Genomic DNA, 17,472 nt, shown 5'->3' on the forward strand with positions numbered 1-17,472 from the left:
GCGCGAGAGGAACCCCCTTGTCCCCGCCACCCCCCGCCGCCACCGTGTTCTTCGACCTCGGCAACGTGGTCTTCTGTTCATACGGTTCTTCCTGCACCGCTGGCGGCTCATCCGCAGGGCGACACACAGCGGTTGAGGGGGCTGGGCGGGGGCGTCACCTGAGGCGGGTCGGTTGGGGAGGCGCCACCGCGGCGTCGGGTCGTGGAGGCGCTGCTGCCGTGTCCGGCCGTGGAGGCGCCGCCACCGCCTCGGGCCGTGGACGGGCCGCCGCGGCGTCCCGCCGCTGGAGCGCCGCCGCGGTGTCCCCAGGCAGGTCGAGCTCGGCACGGACCGTCTTGCCGACGGGCACCCGGTCCAGGACCGCCCACCGGTCGGCCAGTTCGTCGACGAGCAGCAGCCCGCGCCCGGATTCCCCCTCCGGTACGGGCATCGCGCCCACCTGCTCCGGCCCCGGCGGCCGCCGCTGTCCCCGGGCGTCGGAGACCTCGATCCGGACGGCCTGCCCGAGGAGCGAGAGCCGCAGCTCGAAGTCCCGCCCGGGTACGCGGCCGTGGGTCACGGCGTTCGCCGCCAACTCGGCGACGATGGCGGCGGCGTCGCAGACGGTGGCGGTCTGCGGGACACCCCAGGAGTGGAGCTGAACGATCGTGAGATGCCGCGCCAGCCGCGCCCCGAGCGGGGTGGAGCTGAAACGCTGGCTGAACATACGTACGGTGACGGGCGGGGGGAGTGGGTGCGACGTGGAGAGTGCGGTCATGCCCTCGAATCTGGCCTGGATTGCGGGTAGTTAGCCAGGTCAGGCGCTCGTACGGGTCGAACGGTACAAAGCGGGAGGAGGAAAGTACCTGTCGCTACCCGTAACCATGAGGGAGTGCGCCGCAGTTCTGCCGCCAGTCGCCGAGGGAATCACCGAGGCGGAGGCGCGACGGCGAATGCGAGCATGCCCGGCTTGCCACTGCCCATGCCGACTTACCCCAGGACTCTGGACAGTGGGTGCGGTTGGGAGGCGGGTGCGTTCGGTTGGACGTGCGGGTGGGGTCGCTGCGCGGGCGCGCGGTGGGTCACGGCGGAAGGCGGCGGACGTGGCGGGGCGGCGGCGTCCGGGGCGGTCGTCGTGCCGGTGGTCGTCCTCGGGTGGTCGTCCTCAGGTGGTCGTTGTTGCGGTGGTCGGCCTCCGGTGGTCGGCCTCCGGTGGTTGCCTTCGGGCGGTTCCCTTCCGGCGGCTCCCTTTCGGGGCCCTCCGGCGGGTGCCCGCTGGTGGTCGCCTCCGGGGACGCCGCGGGGCGGCTCGGGAGCGTGGTGATCCGCTCGGCTCGATCGGCCCACTCGCGATTGGCCTACTCGCCCACTCGCGATTGGCCTACTCGCCCACTCGCGATTGGCCTACTCGCCCACTCGCGATTGGCCTGCTCGCAATCGGGCCACTCGCCGCTCGTGATCCGCCCGCTCGTCCCCTCACGGCCGAACAAGCGACTGCCTGCTCGTGCTCGGCCCGCTCGGGTCAGTCGGCCCGTTCGTGATCCGCCCACTCGTGCCCTCACGCCCGCCCAAGGGTATGCGCCTGGTCTGACAGCGAAGGAGTAGCGGGGCGTTGAGCTGGTACGTCGTGGCTGTGTGGGGCGGGTGCGGGGGTACGGCGTCGGGGTGGCGGTGGTGCGTGGGGTTGGTCGGTGTACGGGGGGTCCGGGTCGGGGTGGGCGGTGTCGTTGGGGCTCCCACCGGGCCACCCGTCTCCTGAGTGTGCGGGCCTGCGTCCGCCGTCAAGGGCGTCCCTCTCCGCTTCGCTGCGAGGGGCGTCGCTTCGCGATGGGGCTTCGCCCCACCCTGGACTGCGGACTCCGGCCCGTGACAGACCGGCGGCTACGGGTGGCCCGGAGGGAGCGGCGTCCCTTGAAGCCGCGTACGGATCGGTCGTCCGGTGGACGGGGGCCGGCCACCGGAGACGGGCCTGCCCCGTGCGCGGACGGGTCCAGCGTCGGTGGCTTACGCGGGCCCCGTGCCGGTGGCCAACACGGCTCCTGCGTCGGTGGCTTACGCCGCCCCTGTGCCCGTGGCCGGTACCGCCTCTCTGTGCCGGTGGCTTACGGAGTCCGGCCCTGCCGACTTGTCCGCTGGCCCCGGTAGGGCGTTCCGCCGGGGGTGTGGGCTGGCCGTGGGAGCGGGGGCGGCGCTAGTGGGGCGAAAGTCGGGCTGGGTGGGTATTTTGCCCGAGTTTACGGCTCCGTTTGCGGTGAGTTTGTGCCGGTGGCGCGCATTCCCGGTGGTTCGGGCGTGGAGGTGGCGGCCTGCGGGCGGGTGGGTGCGTCTGGACGGGCGAAAGTCGGCGTTGGAGGGCTGATTCGGCGCGGATCGGGGGGTGTTACCGCGAGTTACGGCCCAATTTCTCCGTTCGGAATGCCACGGCCCGCCCGCGTACGTGTCCAACTGCATGAAGGGGCGGAGATAGACAGCGGCCGTCACTGTGCGTAAGCATTCGCGTGCACGGTGTTCAAGGCGGGCCGGGTGAGCGGGAGGTGGCCGCTGATGGCCGGGGATGTGAGTGGGACGAGTGGGCTGGGGAGTGCGCCGGAGCCGTCGGACAGCATGAGGACCTTCGGGGCTGTGGTCCAAGCGCTGTGTGAACACGCGGGGTTGAGCCGGGAGCAGCTCGGTGGCCACGTGCGGTACTCGAAGCACACGGTGGCCTCGATCGAAGGCGGGCGCCGGATGCCGCCGCCCGACTTCGTGGAGCGGGCCGAGCCCGTCCTCGGGGACACGGGTGTACTGCGTAGATCTGTGCCTCATGTGGTGCGCAAGCCGGGTCTGGCGCGGTGGTTTCGCGCGTGGGCTGGGTTGGAGAGGGAGGCAATCAGCCTCTATACGTACGAGTGCCGGCTGATCCCGGGATTGCTCCAGACGGAGGCATACGGGCGGGCTCTGTTCGCGAGTCACCTGCCTCCACTGCGTGACGAGGAGATCGAGGCTGCATGGGAAGCACGATCGGAGCGACAGCGACTGCTGCGGGAGCTCCCGAACACCGCGTTCAGCTTCATCCTGGAGGAGCATCTGTTCCTGCGCCGAACGGCCAGGACGGAGGTCGCCCGCGAGCAGATTGACACTGTCTTGGGGATCGCAGAGTTGCGGAACGTCGAGATCCAAGTCATGCCGTTGGCGCGGGATGCGCACCCCGGGCTGGGCGGTCCAATGCAACTGCTCGAGACCGCTGACAATCAGTGGTTCGCCTACAACGAGGGCCAGGAAAGTGGTCAGTTGATCTCGACCCAAAAGTGGTCAGCGTGCTTCAGCGGCGGTATGCCAGGATGTGCACGCAGGTTCTCAACCCCGAGGACTCCCTGAGCCTGTTGCAGCGGATTCGAGGAGATCTATGAACCCCTCTGACCTGGCCTGGTTCAAGTCCAGTTACAGCAGCAGCAGTTCCGGCGACTGCGTCGAGGTCGCCGTCTCCTGGCGCAAGTCCACCCACAGCAGCGGCTCCGGTGACGACTGCGTCGAGGTTGCTGCCTGTCCCTCCGTCGTCCACGTTCGGGACTCCAAGGACAAGGCCGGCCCCCAGCTCGCCTTCAACCCCGATGCCTGGGCCGACTTCGTCGCCTTCGCGCGGGGGCTCTGACCCGCCTTCAGCGTGACCCCCCGTGGCGTACGGGGCGGTGTGAACGGGAAGTTGCCGTGCAACTTTGGCCGCGCGTCGCACGTCTCATCCACGGGGGAAACATGCTGCTCATCGAGTTCACTTCTGCCGATCTCAACCGGCTGCGGTCCGCCGGGGACGTCAGTCCCATGTGGGAAGTCGTCCTCAGCTTGCAGGCGTTGCAGACCGCGCACGCCGCACTCGCGCTGGATCCGTGGCGGCGGCGGGTGCGGGGCGAGCTGGTTGCCGCCGGGCTGGGGGAGACCCTCGGGGCGTTACAGCGGCTGTGTCCCGAGGCCGCGTACTTTCCGGACTTCCTGACGCCCGGCCCCGAGGGCGGCCGGACGCTGGATGCCGAGCTGGAGCAGGTGCTACGGACCCCGAAGGCCCAGTTGCGCAAGGAGATCGGGCTCCTCTGTGCACATGGCCAACCACCCCGTGGCATACGGCGGTTGGCCGACGGGGACGCCGGCGCGCTGCGGCGGCTCGGTGATGCGGTGCGGCGGTACTACGCGGTGGCCGTGGCGCCGTACCGCGAGGCGATCCGGTCCGCTGCCGCCGCCGATCGGCCCGTACGGGCGGAGGCCGCGCTGCGGGAGGGGGCGGAGGGGCTGCTGGCCAGTTTCGCGCCCGAGATGACCTGGCGCGGGGACCGGCTGGAGTGTGCGTACCCGGTGAGCAGGGGGTTCGCCCTCGACGGGCGGCCGTTGACGCTGATCCCGTCGTTCTTCTGCACCCGCACACCGGTCGCGCTCGCCGACCCCGAACTGCCGCCCGTGCTCGTCTATCCGCTCGCCCCCGCGCCCGGGTGGCTGCCCGCCCCCGAGGGGGCCGCCGGCGCCGCGCACGGTGGCGACTCGCTGGTCCGGCTCATCGGCGGCACCCGTGCCCGCGTGCTGGAAGTCCTCGACCGGCCGATGTCCACCGGCCGCATCGCCGACGCCCTGTACGTCGCGCCCGCCAGCGCCAGCCGGCACGCCGCCGTCCTGCGCGAGGCGGGGCTCGTACGGTCCGAGCGGCGCGGGCACTGCGTGCTGCACCGGCGTACGGACCTGGGGGAGGCCCTGCTCAGCGGCGGGTGACGGCCTCGTCTGCCGCCGCCGCGCCGTTCAGCACCGAGTCCAGCAGGCCCGGGAACAGCGCGTCCAGGTCGTCCCGCCGCAACCGCACCAGCCGCGTCCGGCCCTGGACCGTCGTCCACGTCACGCCCGCCTCCCGCAGCACGCGGTAGTGGTGGGACATCGTCGTCTGGTGGACGTCGAGGTCTCCGCCGATGGCGTTACAGCTCTCCTCGCCCGTCGCGGCGAGCCGCAGCACGACCTCCAGCCGCACCGGGTCGGCGAGCGCGCGCAGCACGTCCACCATGCGGATCGCCTCGGCCGCGGGCTGGGACACCTCGCGCATCGTCTTCCGTACTCCCTCCGCTGTCTGCCCGCAGCCTACTCACATATTGATACATGGACAAGCATCCATGCATTGGCTACGGTGCCGTCCCGTGACCAGAAAGCTCCTGCCCCTTGCCCTCGCGACGTTCGCCGTCGGCACCGACAGCTACGTCATCGCCGGCCTGCTCCCCGCCATCGCCGCCGACCTCGGCGTCTCCACCCCCGCGGCCGGCCAGCTCGTGACGGTCTTCGCGCTGACGATGGCCGTGTCCGCGCCGGTCGTCGGGGCGCTCACCGGGGGGCTCGACCGGCGTACGACGCTGCTGATCGCGCTCGGCGTCTTCGTCGCCGGCAACGCCGCCACCGCCCTCGCCCCCGGCTACGGGACCGCCATGGCCGCCCGCGTCGTCACCGCCGTGGGCGCCGGCGTCATCAACTCCGCCGCCTCCAGCACCGCCGCCGCGATCGTGCCGCCCGAACGCCGCGGCCGGGCACTGGCGTTCGTGCTCGGCGGGCTGACGCTGGCGACCGCCCTCGGGCTGCCGCTCGGCACGCTGATCGGCAGCGCGGACTGGCGCGTCACGCTCTGGGCCGTCGCGGGGACCGGGCTGGTGGCGGCAGTCGGCGTCGCCGCCGGGCTGCCCGCCGTACGGCTGCCGCCCGCCACGCTCGCCGACCGGCTGCGGCCGCTCGCGCGCGGCGGGCGGGTGCCGGCGCTGCTGGCCGTGACGACGCTGGCCTTCCTCGGTACGTACACGCTCTACACCTACGTCGCCCCCGCCCTCCGCGACGCGACCGACGGCGACGAGGCGCTGCTCACGCTGGCCCTGCTGGCCTGGGGCGTCGGCGTGCTCGCCGGGAACGCCGCCGCCGGGCGGCTCGTCGACCGCCGCGACCCCGCCCGCGTCCTCACCGCGCCGCTCGCGCTGGCGGTCCTCGCACTCGCGCTGACCCCCCTCGCCACCCGCGCGCTCATACCCGCGCTCCTCTGGGCGGCGGTCTGGGGCGTGGCCGTGGGCTTCGTCGTCGTACCGCAGCAGCACCGACTGGTCGCGCTCGGCCCCGCCGCCGCGCCGGTCCTGCTCGGGCTCAACTCCTCGGCGCTGTACGCGGGGATGGCGCTGGGCGGCGGGCTGGGCGGGCTGGCGCAGGAGTGGTTCGGGCTGAGCGCCGCGGGGCTGGGGCCGGTGGCGGCGGGGGTCACGGGCGCGGGGCTGCTGTGGCATCTGGGTACGTCACGGACGCGGACGCCGCGACGGGTTGTACAACGTTGAAATCTCCGCTACAAAACCCGTGACACCCTCCTGCGCACCACACCCCCACAGGCACCGCACGGAAGGTACCCACCGTGACCCACGCCGTACGCAGACTCCGCCGCCGGCGCTGGCCGGCCCTGGCCGCGACGCTGCTCGCGGTCGCCGTGGTGGCCGGCCTCGGCCCGGCAGCAGCCGACGAAGCCCCGGCGCCCGACCGCCCCGCGGCCGCTGATGAACGCCCCACGGCCGCCGCCGACCGCACCGCAGCCGACCCGGCAGCCAAACCCGCCGCCGCCGGCCGGTTCCGCAACCCCGTCAACACCGGCGCCGACCCCACCCTCGTCACCCACCAGGGCAACTACTACGTCGCCACCACCCAGGGCGACGCCATCCGCATGTGGAAGTCCCCCTCCGTCGCGACCCTCCTCACCGCCTCCCCGCACGAGGTCTGGCGCGACAGCGACCCCTCCCGCAACAAGCAGATCTGGGCCCCCGGACTCCTCCGGGACGGCGGCCGCTGGTACCTCTACTACACCGCCAGCGACGGCAACGACGCCGCCCACCGCATGTACGTGCTGGAGTCCGAGGGCAACGACCCCCTCGGCCCGTACCACTTCAAGGCCAAGGTCGCCGACTCCGGCAACGACCGCTGGGCCATCGACGGCGAGCCCTTCCGGCACGACGGCAAGCTCTACTTCGCCTGGAGCGGCCAGCGCGACGACGGCGTCGGCAACCAGCTCTTCGTCGCCCCCATGTCCAACCCCTGGACCCTCTCCGGCGGCCGCGTCCACCTCCCCGCGGACGGCAACTGCCCCGAGGTGCGCGAGGGCCCCACCCCGCTCCACAACTCCGCGGGCCGGCTCTATCTCACGTACTCCGCCTGCGACACCGGCAAGCCGGACTACGCGATCTGGGCCAAGTCCCTCGCCCCCGGCGCCAACCCGCTCGATCCCGCCGCCTGGCGGCAGGAGCCGGGCCCGATGTTCTCGCGTAACAACGGCGCGGGCGTGTACGGCCCCGGGCACCACTTCTTCTTCAAGTCGCCGGACGGCAGCCAGGACTGGATCGCCTACCACGCGAAGAACACGACGACGTACACCTACAGTTGGCGCACCACCCGGGTGCAGAAGATCGGCTGGACCGCCGACGGCCGCCCCGACCTCGGCACCCCCGTCGCCGCGGGCGCGACCATCGACCTGCCGGCCGGCGACCCGGGCCCCGGCACCACGGCCATCAACGACACCGACGCGCAGGTGACGTACACCGGCAACTGGAACTCCGGCAGCGGCTGCGCCGTGCAGTGCTTCTGGGGCAACGACCACTGGAGCGCCGAGTCCGGCGCGACGGCCACGTTCCGCTTCACCGGTACGCGGCTGGCGCTGCTGTCGGTCAAGGACACCGGCAACGGGATCGCCGCGATCTCCGTCGACGGCGGCCCGGAGCAGCGCGTCGACTACTACGGCAGCCCGCGCGTCGGCGAGCAGTTGCAGTGGGTGAGCCCGGTGCTGCCGCGCGGCGAGCACACGGTGAGGATCCGGGTGACCGGCGAGAAGAACCCGAACTCGGGCGCGGCGTTCGTGTCCGTCGACCGGGCGGAGGTCTATCCGTAAACGGCCGTCCGCGGGCGGCAGTTAGCATGCGGAGCCGGGGCCCGGCCGGGGTCCCGGCTCCGACGTGAAGTGCGAGTGCCGTGATACGAATACGCCGCCTGCTGCCGCCGCTCCTCGCCGCCGCCGCGGCCGTGACCCTGACCCTGACCGCGGGCTGCGATGCCGCGGAGGACCGGGCGGACGAGCCACCCGGCGACAACGCCCCCGCGAGCCCCGGCAGTCCCGGCACCCCAGGCAGCGGCACCTCCCCCCTCGACAACCCCGACGGCACCGCCCCCGGCCTCGCCCCCCTCACCTCCGCCGCCGACCGCGAGGCCGCCCTGGGCATCATCGACCGCCTGGCCACCGGGAGCCGCGGCTCCGGTTCCGGTTACGACCGCGACGAGTTCGGCTACGCCTGGATGGACACCGCGACCGGCGTACCGCTGGCCGGCAACGGCTGCGACACCCGCAACGACCTGCTGCGCCGCGACGGCCAGGACGTCCGGATGCAGGACGGCGACGACTGCGTGGTGGCGACGATGGAGCTTGCGGACCCGTATGCCGGCAAGGACATAGCGTTCGAACGCGGCCCGTCCACCTCAATGGACGTGCAGATAGACCACGTGGTGCCGCTGTCGTACGCGTGGCGGATGGGCGCCGGGAAGTGGCCGGAGGACAGGCGGAAGCAGTTGGCGAACGACCCGCTGAACCTCCTCGCGGTCGACGGCGACACCAACTCCTCGAAGGGCGACTCGGGACCGGAGGCGTGGCTGCCGCCGGCCGAGGGGATCCGCTGCGCGTACGGCGTACGGTTCGCGCAGGTCGCGCTGAAGTACGAACTCCCGGTGACGACGGCGGACAAGGAGACCCTGCGGGAGCAGTGCGGCTCGTGACGCCCGGCATGCGGGCGGGGCTGGAGGACGTCGGCTGGGCCGGGCTGCGGCACAACTACGGCACCGCCGAGGACGTACCCGGGCTGCTGCGCCGCTGCGCCGGGACGGACCGCGCGGACGTGGACACGGCGGCATTCGACCTGGAGAACGTGCTGTTCCACCAGGGCGGCTGGATCTGCCCCGCCGCACCGGCTGCCCGCGCTGCTGGACTGCTGGCGCGCGGAGCCCGACGGGCGACACGGAGACCACCGTCCCGGCGCTCCTGCACGCCGTACGGCACCTGCCCGAGGGAACGCACCTCCCCGTGACCCTCCCCGCCGTGCACTACCTCACCCGCATCGGCCCTCCGGCCCAGGACGCGGCACGACTCCTCCGCGACCTCCCCGACCGCCGCCTTCACCACAACGGCGGCTGGCGCGCCTTCACCGAGGACGAGGACATCCGCCGCGCGGTCGCCGAACTCCTCGCCGGGTGACAGGCTCCCCCTATCGCCCCGCGCGGTGCGGGGCCGGGCGGCCCCCCCGTACGAAGCCGGAGAAACGGCACACGTTCGCCCACCGGGCACCGAGAATTCACCCGCTGGACTCCTCGGCGGCAACCGCTTAAACGGTCGCACGCTTAGCCTTGCGAAGTGCCCAAACTGTCGGTCATCGTGCCCTTTCACAACGTGCAGGAATTCGCCCAGGACACCCTGCGCAGCCTGGCCCGCAACGCCCGCTCCGACCGGGAGTTCATCCTCGTCGACGACTGCTCGACGGATGCCACCCCGCAGATCGTCGACCGCGCCGCGCGGACGCTGCCCGGTGCACGGGTGATCCGGCACGAGACCAACCGGGGCATCGCCCGGGCCCGTAACAGCGGCATCGACGCCGCCAGAGGCGACTATCTGACGTTCCTCGACGGCGACGACTGGTACGCGCCGGGGTATCTGGACGACCTCATCGCCGCCATGGACCGGTACGGCACCGACTTCGTGCGCGTCGACCACGTGCAGTCCAACGGGCGCGACCGCGTCGTGCGGCGGGCGCCCGCCCGGCGCCGCGACACGATACTCGCGGCCCGCGACGGCATCGGTCAGGCCAATCTCGAAACGATGGTCGACTATCCCTTCGTCTGGGCCGGTATATACCACCGCCGTCTCTTCAAGGACGGCGCCGGGCGCTTCGCCGCCGAGCTGCGTACCGCCGAGGACCGGCTGTGGACGTGGATGCTCCACCTGAACGCCGAGACCTTCGCCGTCACCGGCCTGCTCGGGGTCTTCTACCGGCGCGGCGTCAAGACCTCCCTCACGCAGATCAGCGACGACCGCCAGCTCGACTTCATCCCCGCGCACGACGCGATGCTGAACGCCGTCCTCGCCGACCCGGACGCCGACCGCTTCCTGCCCAAGGCCGTACGGACCTACTGCGCCCTCATCGCCTTCCACCGCGGCAACTCCGAACGCCTGGAGCCGGGCCTCGCCAGACGCCTGGAGCGCGCCTCCGCCGAGGCGCTGCGGCGGATGCCGCAGGACGTGCTGGAGGAGACCCTGCGCGGCATGGACGAGCAGCGCGGCCGGATGCTGCGGCAACTGCGGGCGTCGGGGCGGGGGAAGCCCGGGCAGCCGGGCAGGCAGGGCACGCAGGACAGTACGGGAAAGCCTGAAAGGGTCGCCTGAAACGTGCACGAGCACCGCACCCAGATCTTCGAGGTCTCCACGCTGTACGGGGCGGCGACTCTCGCCGCCGCGCTGGACGCCGGGCAGTTCGGGCCGCGCTCCGGCGCCCGCCGCATCCTGCTCGTCGCCAACAATGCGGCCGTACCCGAGACCGCCGTCCAACTGTCCGAAATGCACGGATGGACGCCGGTTTCCACCCGCTTCGACGAGGTGCTGGACTACAACCACGAGATCCGCCCGCACCACCCCGCGGCCTGGCACCCCAAGGGCGGCGACGTGCCGCTGCTCCAGCGGCTGCTGCGGCGCGCCTGGAACCTGGGCGACGGGCCGCTGGACCTGGTGGTCGAGTCGGTCACCGCGCCGCCCGCCAAGGCGCTCGTCGCGATCTTCGCCGACGCCGACGTGCACGTGTACGCGGACGGGCTGATGAGCTACGGCCCGACCCGCGAGAAGCTGCCGCAGCACGTGGCCTGCCGGGTGCAGCGGCTGCTGCACCTGGACCTGGTGCCGGGGCTCGAACCGCTGCTGCTCACCGAGTACGGGGCGCCCGCGGAGGTGGTGCCGAACGAGGCGTTCCGCGCGGTGCTCGACGAGGTGACCGCCGCCACGCCCGCGGCAGACGGTGGGGAGGGTGAGGGCGAGGCCGACGGCGAGGGTGCGCCCACCGCGATACTCCTCGGCCAGTACCTCGCCGCGCTCAGCATCCTCAGCCAGGCGGAGGAGGAGGCGCTCCACGAGCGCATGCTGCGCGGCGCCGCCGCGGCCGGCCACCGCGCCGTCCTCTTCAAGCCCCACCCCACCGCCCCCGCGCGCTACTCCACGGTGCTCCAGAAGGCCGCCGCGGACGCGGGCGTCACGCTGACGGTGCAGGAGGAGCCGATGCTCGCCGAGGCGCTGTACGGCACGCTGCGCCCGGGGCTCGTCGTCGGCTGCTTCTCCACCGCGATGCTCACCGCGGCCACCCTGTACGGCATCCCCGTCGCCCGCGTCGGCACGGACACGCTGCTGGAGCGGCTGACCCCGTACCAGAACAGCAACCGGATACCCGTCACCATCGTGGACTCCGTCGTCCCGGAGCTGGGCGGCCCCGACCGCCCGGCGCGGGACGCCACCCAACTCGCCGGGCTGCTCACGGCGGTGGGGTACTGCATGCAGGCCGACAACCACGCACGGCTGCGCCCGGGTGCGCAGGAGTGGCTGGCGGTGTACCTGGACGCGTCCACCCGGCCGTACTTCAAGCGCAAGCGGCTGACGGCGCTGGGGCTGCCGGGCGGCAACCTCGGCCGGGTCCCCAACGCCCGCAGGGCGCTGGGGAAGGTCCGCAGGGCGCTGACGAAGCCGTAGCCCGGCGGCGCGGCGAAGGGGAGGCCGTACGGGCGCCGGAGCGCTCGTACGGACACCCGGCCCCCGGTCCGCTACCCCAGCAGCCGCCGCAGCCCCAGCCGCTGCCACAGCAGCGCCACGCCGAAGGACAGCACCACGCTCGCCGCCCATATCCCGGCCGTGAGCAACACCGCCTCCGCGCGGCCCAGATCCGCCGACACCAGCGGCTCCGCCAGCGTCCTGATCACCATGAGGTGCACGAGGTACGCCCCGAACGCGGCCCCCGCGACGCGCTTCAGCGGGGAGCGCCACCGCTCCGGCACCCGCACCCGGGTCAGCGTCAGCAGCACCGCGCCGGTGAAGACCGCGACCAGCACGTGCGCGTTGGGGATCACGTACTTCACCTGCGTCTGGTAGAGCAGCACGCCCAGCATCGCCGCCGTCGCCGCGCCCAGCCACAGCGCGCGGATGCCGCGTCCGCTCCGCGGGCGCAGCGAGAACAGCAGGGCGCCCCCGGCCGCGTACACGAGCGAGTAGACGCCGAAGCCCCAGCCGAACGACGGTGTGCCCGAGTCCGCAATCCGGCCCGCGTCGGCCAGCAGGCCGGGCCCGAGGGCGAAGCCGAGGAGCACCCCGCCCAACCACCAGGGGCGCCGTCCTGCGCGCAGCAGGACGACGAAGCCGAGGAGGAGGACGGCGGGGACGTAGGCGTACAGGTACCAGAGGTGGTAGGCGGGGCGTACGGTCCCGAACGCGGCGTCCACCGCCAGGTCCCGCAGGGGGTCCTCATTTGTCTCCTGCAGCCTGCCCCACAGCAGATAGATGACCGTCCACACGGCCATGGGGACGACGATGCGCACCATGCGCTGCGCGAGCCGCCGGCCGTCGCGCGGGGGCGCGCCGACGAGGACGGCCCAGCCGGCGATCGCGAAGTACATGGGGACGGCGAACCGGCTGATCGCGTCGGCGGTCATGCCCGCCCAGTACGCGGCCGCGCCGTTCGCCTCCTGGCGGCCCACGGCGTCGATGAACTCGGAGCCGGTGTGCCCCAGGATGACGCCGCAGGCGCAGAGCAGCCGGATGAGGTCCACGTCGTAGCGGTGTCCGGGCCGCCGTGCCGCCGCGGCGGCGGGATCCGGGGCCGCGGCCGGGTCCGGTGCGGCGGTGCGCTTCGGCGGGGAAGTGGAGGCGGCTGCCGGCTGCGTCGGCACGTCGGATACGGTCACTGCCGAACCTTCTTGTGCCGCGGTGTACGGAACATGAATGACGGCCGAACAGAACGGCCGAACACACAAGTCATGCCTTGGCAGTGGTGGCGCCGGCCACCCCTTGCATAAGATCGTGATCCGTATCACGAAGTGGCACGCCGCCGCAGGAAAGCCGCCCAGGAGGCCGCCATGCGCAGGACAGCGCTCGCCGTAACCGCCGCCGCGTTCATCGCGGCCGTGCCGCTGCTCAGCTCGTGCAGCGGCGAACCGCGCGCGGGAGCCGCGGCCGTGCTCGGCGACGACGAGCGCATCACGGTCTCGCAGTTGCAGAACCGGGTCGCCGAGGTGCGCGATGCGCAGAACGACAGCCCCCAGGCCGCCGAGATGATCGACCAGAGCGGCGACCTCAGCGTGGACACGCTGAACACGATGCTCCAGGGCCGGGTCATCGAGCAGGCCGCGGAGAGCCACGGCGTGACCGTCCCCCGCAGCGAGGTGCAGCGCACGCGCCAGGCCGAGGCGCAGTCCGTCGGCGGCGAGAAGCAGCTCGAGACCATGTACGTCCAGCAGTTCAGCATCCCGCCGGAGGGCCTGGACACGCACTACAAGCAGCAGCTCATGGTGCAGGGGCTGGTGGAGAAGCTGGGCATCAACCCGCAGACGCAGGAGGGCCAGGCGCGGCTCGGCGGGGTGCTGGTCGAGGCGTCGAAGGACCTGGGCATCGACGTCAGCCCGCGGTTCGGCACGTGGGACAACGAGCAGGTGCGGCTGGGGCAGGCCGACACCCCGTGGATCAAGCAGGTCAGCGCCACCGCCGAGGGCGACGCCGGCCCGCAGCAGTGAGCGGGCGGCGGGCTTGGGCCCGTCGTTCCGCGGCCGCCGGTGCCGGGCTGTCGGCGGTGTCCGTTACGGTCGGGGACGTGACCGGCCGAATCGTCCTGCTGACCACCACCCACCGCATCGCCCCCGGGCTGCTGTCCTGGCCCGCGTGGGAGGCGCTGCGCGGCGCCGACCGCGTGCTGTGCGCCGACGCCGCGCATCCGCAGGTGCCGTATCTGCGGGAGTCGGGCGTCGAGGTGGAGACCGCCGTGCCCGACGCCCGCGAGCTGGTCGACGCCTGCGCCGAGGGCGCCACCGTCGTCGTGGTCGCCGCGGCGGACGGCGAGCCCGGGCTGACGGACGGCCTGGCGCGGCTGGCGGGCTCGGGGCGGGTGGAGATGCCGTCGCTGGAGCTGCTCCCCGGTTCGTACGACGTGCCGGGCGCCCGGCTGATCGACGTGGTCGAGGTGATGGACCGGATCCGGCGCGAGTGCCCCTGGAGCAGCGGGCAGACCAGCGCGGGCCTGGCGGCGCACAGCCTGGAAGAGGTCTACGAGCTGGTCGAGGAGATCGAGTCCGGCGACTTGCAGGCTGTCCGCGAGGAGCTGGGGGACGTGCTGCTCCAGGTCGTCTTCCACGCCAGGATCGCGGAGGAGGACCCCGAGGAGCCCTTCTCCATCGACGACGTGGCGGGCACGCTCGTGGAGAAGCTGGTCCGCCGCCATCCGCACGTCTTCGGCGACGCGGTGGCCGAGACCCCGGCGGACGTCAAGGCGCACTGGCTGCGCGAGAAGGCCATAGAGAAGCGGCGTACGTCGGTCACGGAGGGCGTGCCGCTGGCGCAGTCGGCGCTGTCGCTGGTGGCGAAGCTGGCCGGGCGCGCCCGCACGGCGGGCCTGGCGGTGCAGGTGCCCGGCGGGGCACGGGCCGGGCTCGGGAACGGGGCTCCCGCGGCCGCGGGGAACGGCGTTCGCAGGGACGGGGCCGCCGTACGGGAGGGCCGTGGCGCGACCGCGCCGGCGGGCGATCCGGTGGACGGGTTCGGCGCCGAACTGCTCGCGCTGGCGCTGCGGGCCGAGGCGCAGGGCGTGGAGCCGGAGACGGCGCTGCGGGCCGCGGCGCGCACGTACCGCGAGGCGATCCTCGCGGCGGAGCAGGCGGGCGCGGCGGAGCAGGCCGCCGGGGGCGGCGGCACCGGCACGTACGACGCCGCAAGGCCGGAAACCCCGCCCGGCACGAACGGCAGGGCTCCGGAGGACTCCGGCGCCTCCGACGGGCCGTCCGCCGCCGGGTCCTCCGGCGCGCGCTGACGTGGCCGGTCCGCCCGCGGGCGACGGGCCCGAGCCCGCGCTCTTCAGTGGGGAGTTCGCCACCGACCCCTATCCCGCGTACGCCTGGCTGCGCACCCACACGCCCGTCCACCGCACCACCGTGCCCAGCGGCGTCGACGCCTGGCTCGTCACCCGCTATGCCGACGCCCGCCAGGCCCTCGCCGACCCCCGGCTGTCCAAGAACCCCGCGCACCACCACAGCGACAAGACCGGCATCCCCGGCGAGCGCAGCGCCGGCCTCATGACCCACCTGCTCAACATCGACCCGCCCGACCACACCCGGCTGCGCAGGCTGGTCTCCAAGGCGTTCACGCCCCGCCGCGTCGCCGCCTTCGCGCCCCGCGTGCAGGAGCTGACCGACCGCCTCATCGACGGCTTCGCGGACCGCGGCGAGGCCGACCTCATCCACGAGTTCGCCTTCCCGCTGCCGATCTACGCCATCTGCGACCTCCTCGGCGTCCCCGCGGAGGACCAGGACGACTTCCGCGACTGGGCCGCCGTGATGATCCACCACGGCAAGGGCCCGCGCGGCGGCGTCGCGCGCGCGGTGAAGAAGATGCGCGCCTACCTCGCCGAGCTGATCCACCGCAAGCGCGCGGCGCTCGGCGGCGGCGACGCCGCGGACGACGACCTGATCTCCGGCCTCATCCGCGCCTCCGACGAGGGCGAGAAGCTGACGGAGAACGAGGCCGCCGCCATGGCGTTCATCCTGCTGTTCGCCGGCTTCGAGACCACCGTCAACCTGATCGGCAACGGCACGTACGCCCTCCTCACCCACCCCGCCGAGCGCGCCCGGCTGGCCGCGGATCCCGCGCTGCTGCCCTCCGCGGTGGAGGAACTGCTGCGCTACGACGGCCCGGTGGAGCTGGCGACGTGGCGGTTCGCCACCGAGCCGCTGCAGATCGGCGGGCAGCGCGTCGCCGTGGGCGACCCGGTGCTCGTCGTGCTGGCCGCCGCCGACCGCGACCCCGCGCGCTTCGCGGAACCCGACACCCTGGACCTGTCCCGGCGTGACAATCAGCACGTGGGCTACGGCCACGGCATCCACTACTGCCTCGGCGCACCCCTCGCCAGGCTGGAGGCGCAGACCGCCCTGGGTACCTTGCTGCGCCGCCTTCCCGACCTGCGGCTGGCGGGCGAGACGTCCGAATTGCGGTGGCGCGGCGGGCTCATCATGCGGGGCCTGCGGACGCTGCCGGTGCACTTCGGCCCTTCTCTGTGATCTGCGCGTGACTATCAGGCGATCAACTTGTGATCGGAGGTAGTTCGGTATTAAGTTCGGCCACTGGCTCGAACACACAGGGAACGAAAGGCACTCGCATGCGCTCGGGTAACGGACGCCACCGACGTCCCCGCCAGGCCCCCGCGTTCGTCGTCGCGGCCGGTGCGACCGGGGCGGGTCTCGCCCTGCCGCTGCTGGGGGCGAGCGGCGCGAGCGCCGCCGACGCCGGCACGTGGGACCGGGTCGCCGAGTGCGAGAGCGGCGGGCTGTGGAGCGCCGACGAGGGCAACGGGTACTACGGCGGCCTGCAGTTGACGATGGACATGTGGCAGGAGTACGGCGGCGAGGAGTTCGCCTCGCAGCCCGACTTCGCCAGCCGTGCGCAGCAGATCACGGTCGCCGAGCGCATCCTCGCCGGCATGGGCGCCGACAAGGCGTGGCCGGAGTGCGCCCAGGACGCCGGGCTGCACGGCGACGACGAGGTGCCGGAGGTCGACCCCGGCGCCGAGCTGCCGCTGCTGCCCACGGCGCCGCCCACCCTCGCCCCGAGCCCGGGCGAGGACTCCCAGGGCCAGGACGAGGACCGGCGTACGGACCGCGAGGACAAGCGCGACCGCAAGGACAGCGGCGACGAGGACCGGAAGGCCGGCGAGGGCGCTGGCAAGCACCGCGGCAGCCAGGACCCGGGCGAGCACGACGGCGGCCCCGGCGAGGGGACCGGCCGGGACGACGACACCACCTCCGCCGACGGCTCCGGCCGGCACCGCGCCCCGAACGCCTCCGCGACCCCCACCCCGTCCGAGGCCCCGGCCTCGCCCGGCGCCCCCGAGGCCCCGCGCGAGGCCGTCGAGACCCCCGGCGCCTCCCAGTCGCCCGACGAGGCCGAGCTGCCCGAGCCGGGCCGCGAGTGGATCGCTGAGATCCCCGGCGACGCGGACGAGCGCGGCGGGGACCGCAAGGGCGACGCCTCGGGACGCGATGCCGCGGCGGGCGACGGCAGTTATACCGTCCGACCGGGTGACACCCTCTCGGAAATTGCCAGAGAGCATTCCCTGTCGGGCGGATGGTCCGAGTTGTACGACGGGAACAAGAACTCCCTCGGTAAGGACCCCGACACCATCAAGCCTGGTCAGGAACTCGAATTGAGCGGGAACTGAA

16 protein-coding genes and 1 pseudogene are annotated in these 17,472 nt (G+C 73.0%); 14 read left to right on the forward strand and 3 right to left on the reverse strand.

The window, feature by feature from the left end; translation table 11 throughout:
* Positions 1–154: 154 nt before the first annotated feature.
* Complete coding sequence (locus tag CXR04_RS22815; RefSeq protein ID WP_442802398.1) at positions 155–757, reverse strand: ATP-binding protein; 603 nt, start codon at positions 755–757, stop codon at positions 155–157.
* Between the two features lie 1,766 nt (positions 758–2,523).
* Between CXR04_RS22815 and CXR04_RS22820 the strand changes: the two are divergent.
* The 3 genes and pseudogenes from CXR04_RS22820 to CXR04_RS22830 all read left to right on the forward strand — a co-directional run bounded on the left by CXR04_RS22820 (position 2,524) and on the right by CXR04_RS22830 (position 4,710).
* A pseudogene (locus CXR04_RS22820) lies at positions 2,524–3,368 on the forward strand (helix-turn-helix domain-containing protein).
* A complete protein-coding gene (locus CXR04_RS22825; protein ID WP_101424166.1) occupies positions 3,365–3,610 on the forward strand; it encodes a DUF397 domain-containing protein in 246 nt (81 codons plus the stop codon). Before CXR04_RS22820 ends, CXR04_RS22825 begins: the two are co-directional and overlap by 4 nt.
* A 101-nt stretch (positions 3,611–3,711) precedes the next feature.
* Positions 3,712–4,710, forward strand: coding sequence for a helix-turn-helix domain-containing protein (locus CXR04_RS22830; protein ID WP_101424167.1), 999 nt, complete (start codon positions 3,712–3,714; stop codon positions 4,708–4,710).
* Here the strand turns inward: CXR04_RS22830 and CXR04_RS22835 are convergent.
* Positions 4,697–5,032, reverse strand: coding sequence for an ArsR/SmtB family transcription factor (locus tag CXR04_RS22835; RefSeq protein ID WP_101424168.1), 336 nt, complete (start codon positions 5,030–5,032; stop codon positions 4,697–4,699). The two genes, CXR04_RS22830 and CXR04_RS22835, sit on opposite strands and share 14 nt — an antisense overlap.
* A 91-nt stretch (positions 5,033–5,123) precedes the next feature.
* Between CXR04_RS22835 and CXR04_RS22840 the strand changes: the two genes are divergently transcribed.
* The 7 genes from CXR04_RS22840 to CXR04_RS22865 all read left to right on the forward strand — a co-directional run bounded on the left by CXR04_RS22840 (position 5,124) and on the right by CXR04_RS22865 (position 11,755).
* Entirely contained in the window at positions 5,124–6,287 is a 1,164-nt protein-coding gene (locus CXR04_RS22840; protein ID WP_101424169.1) for an MFS transporter, read from the forward strand.
* Between the two features lie 74 nt (positions 6,288–6,361).
* The gene (locus tag CXR04_RS22845; RefSeq protein WP_101424170.1) at positions 6,362–7,879 is read left to right on the forward strand and encodes a family 43 glycosylhydrolase; all 1,518 of its coding nucleotides are present in this window, start codon (positions 6,362–6,364) and stop codon (positions 7,877–7,879) included.
* Positions 7,880–7,959: 80 nt separating this feature from the next.
* Positions 7,960–8,754, forward strand: coding sequence for an HNH endonuclease family protein (locus tag CXR04_RS22850; RefSeq protein WP_101424171.1), 795 nt, complete (start codon positions 7,960–7,962; stop codon positions 8,752–8,754).
* On the forward strand, positions 8,742–9,062 hold the full coding sequence (locus CXR04_RS35310; RefSeq protein WP_199850511.1) for a hypothetical protein: 321 nt from the start codon (positions 8,742–8,744) through the stop codon (positions 9,060–9,062). Before CXR04_RS22850 ends, CXR04_RS35310 begins: the two co-directional genes overlap by 13 nt.
* Entirely contained in the window at positions 9,059–9,229 is a 171-nt protein-coding gene (locus CXR04_RS34950) for a hypothetical protein (protein ID WP_159072378.1), read from the forward strand. The genes CXR04_RS35310 and CXR04_RS34950 overlap by 4 nt, the downstream gene beginning before the upstream one ends.
* A 156-nt stretch (positions 9,230–9,385) precedes the next feature.
* Positions 9,386–10,411, forward strand: a complete 1,026-nt coding sequence (locus CXR04_RS22860) for a glycosyltransferase family 2 protein (protein WP_101424172.1) — start codon at positions 9,386–9,388, stop codon at positions 10,409–10,411.
* A 3-nt stretch (positions 10,412–10,414) separates the two neighbouring features.
* A complete protein-coding gene (locus CXR04_RS22865) occupies positions 10,415–11,755 on the forward strand; it encodes a polysialyltransferase family glycosyltransferase (RefSeq protein WP_101424173.1) in 1,341 nt (446 codons plus the stop codon).
* A gap of 71 nt (positions 11,756–11,826) precedes the next feature.
* Here CXR04_RS22865 and CXR04_RS22870 read toward each other — a convergent pair whose 3' ends face one another.
* Positions 11,827–12,945 carry an acyltransferase gene (locus tag CXR04_RS22870; protein WP_101426541.1) on the reverse strand — a complete coding sequence of 373 codons (1,119 nt, stop codon included), beginning with the start codon at positions 12,943–12,945 and terminating at the stop codon, positions 11,827–11,829.
* 186 nt (positions 12,946–13,131) lie between these two features.
* Between CXR04_RS22870 and CXR04_RS22875 the strand changes: the two genes are divergently transcribed.
* The 4 genes from CXR04_RS22875 to CXR04_RS22895 all read left to right on the forward strand — a co-directional run bounded on the left by CXR04_RS22875 (position 13,132) and on the right by CXR04_RS22895 (position 17,471).
* A complete protein-coding gene (locus CXR04_RS22875) occupies positions 13,132–13,785 on the forward strand; it encodes a SurA N-terminal domain-containing protein (RefSeq protein WP_101424174.1) in 654 nt (217 codons plus the stop codon).
* Positions 13,786–13,862: 77 nt separating this feature from the next.
* Positions 13,863–15,071 (forward strand): MazG family protein, encoded by a 1,209-nt coding sequence (locus CXR04_RS22880; protein WP_234380426.1) that lies wholly within the window; start codon positions 13,863–13,865, stop codon positions 15,069–15,071.
* A gap of 1 nt (position 15,072) precedes the next feature.
* Positions 15,073–16,314, forward strand: a complete 1,242-nt coding sequence (locus CXR04_RS22890; protein WP_101424175.1) for a cytochrome P450 family protein — start codon at positions 15,073–15,075, stop codon at positions 16,312–16,314.
* A 98-nt stretch (positions 16,315–16,412) separates the two neighbouring features.
* A complete protein-coding gene (locus tag CXR04_RS22895) occupies positions 16,413–17,471 on the forward strand; it encodes a LysM peptidoglycan-binding domain-containing protein (protein ID WP_101424176.1) in 1,059 nt (352 codons plus the stop codon).
* The last annotated feature ends 1 nt before the right edge of the window (position 17,472 follow it).

The sequence above is a fragment of the Streptomyces sp. CMB-StM0423 genome, assembly GCF_002847285.1.
Taxonomy (GTDB): domain Bacteria; phylum Actinomycetota; class Actinomycetes; order Streptomycetales; family Streptomycetaceae; genus Streptomyces.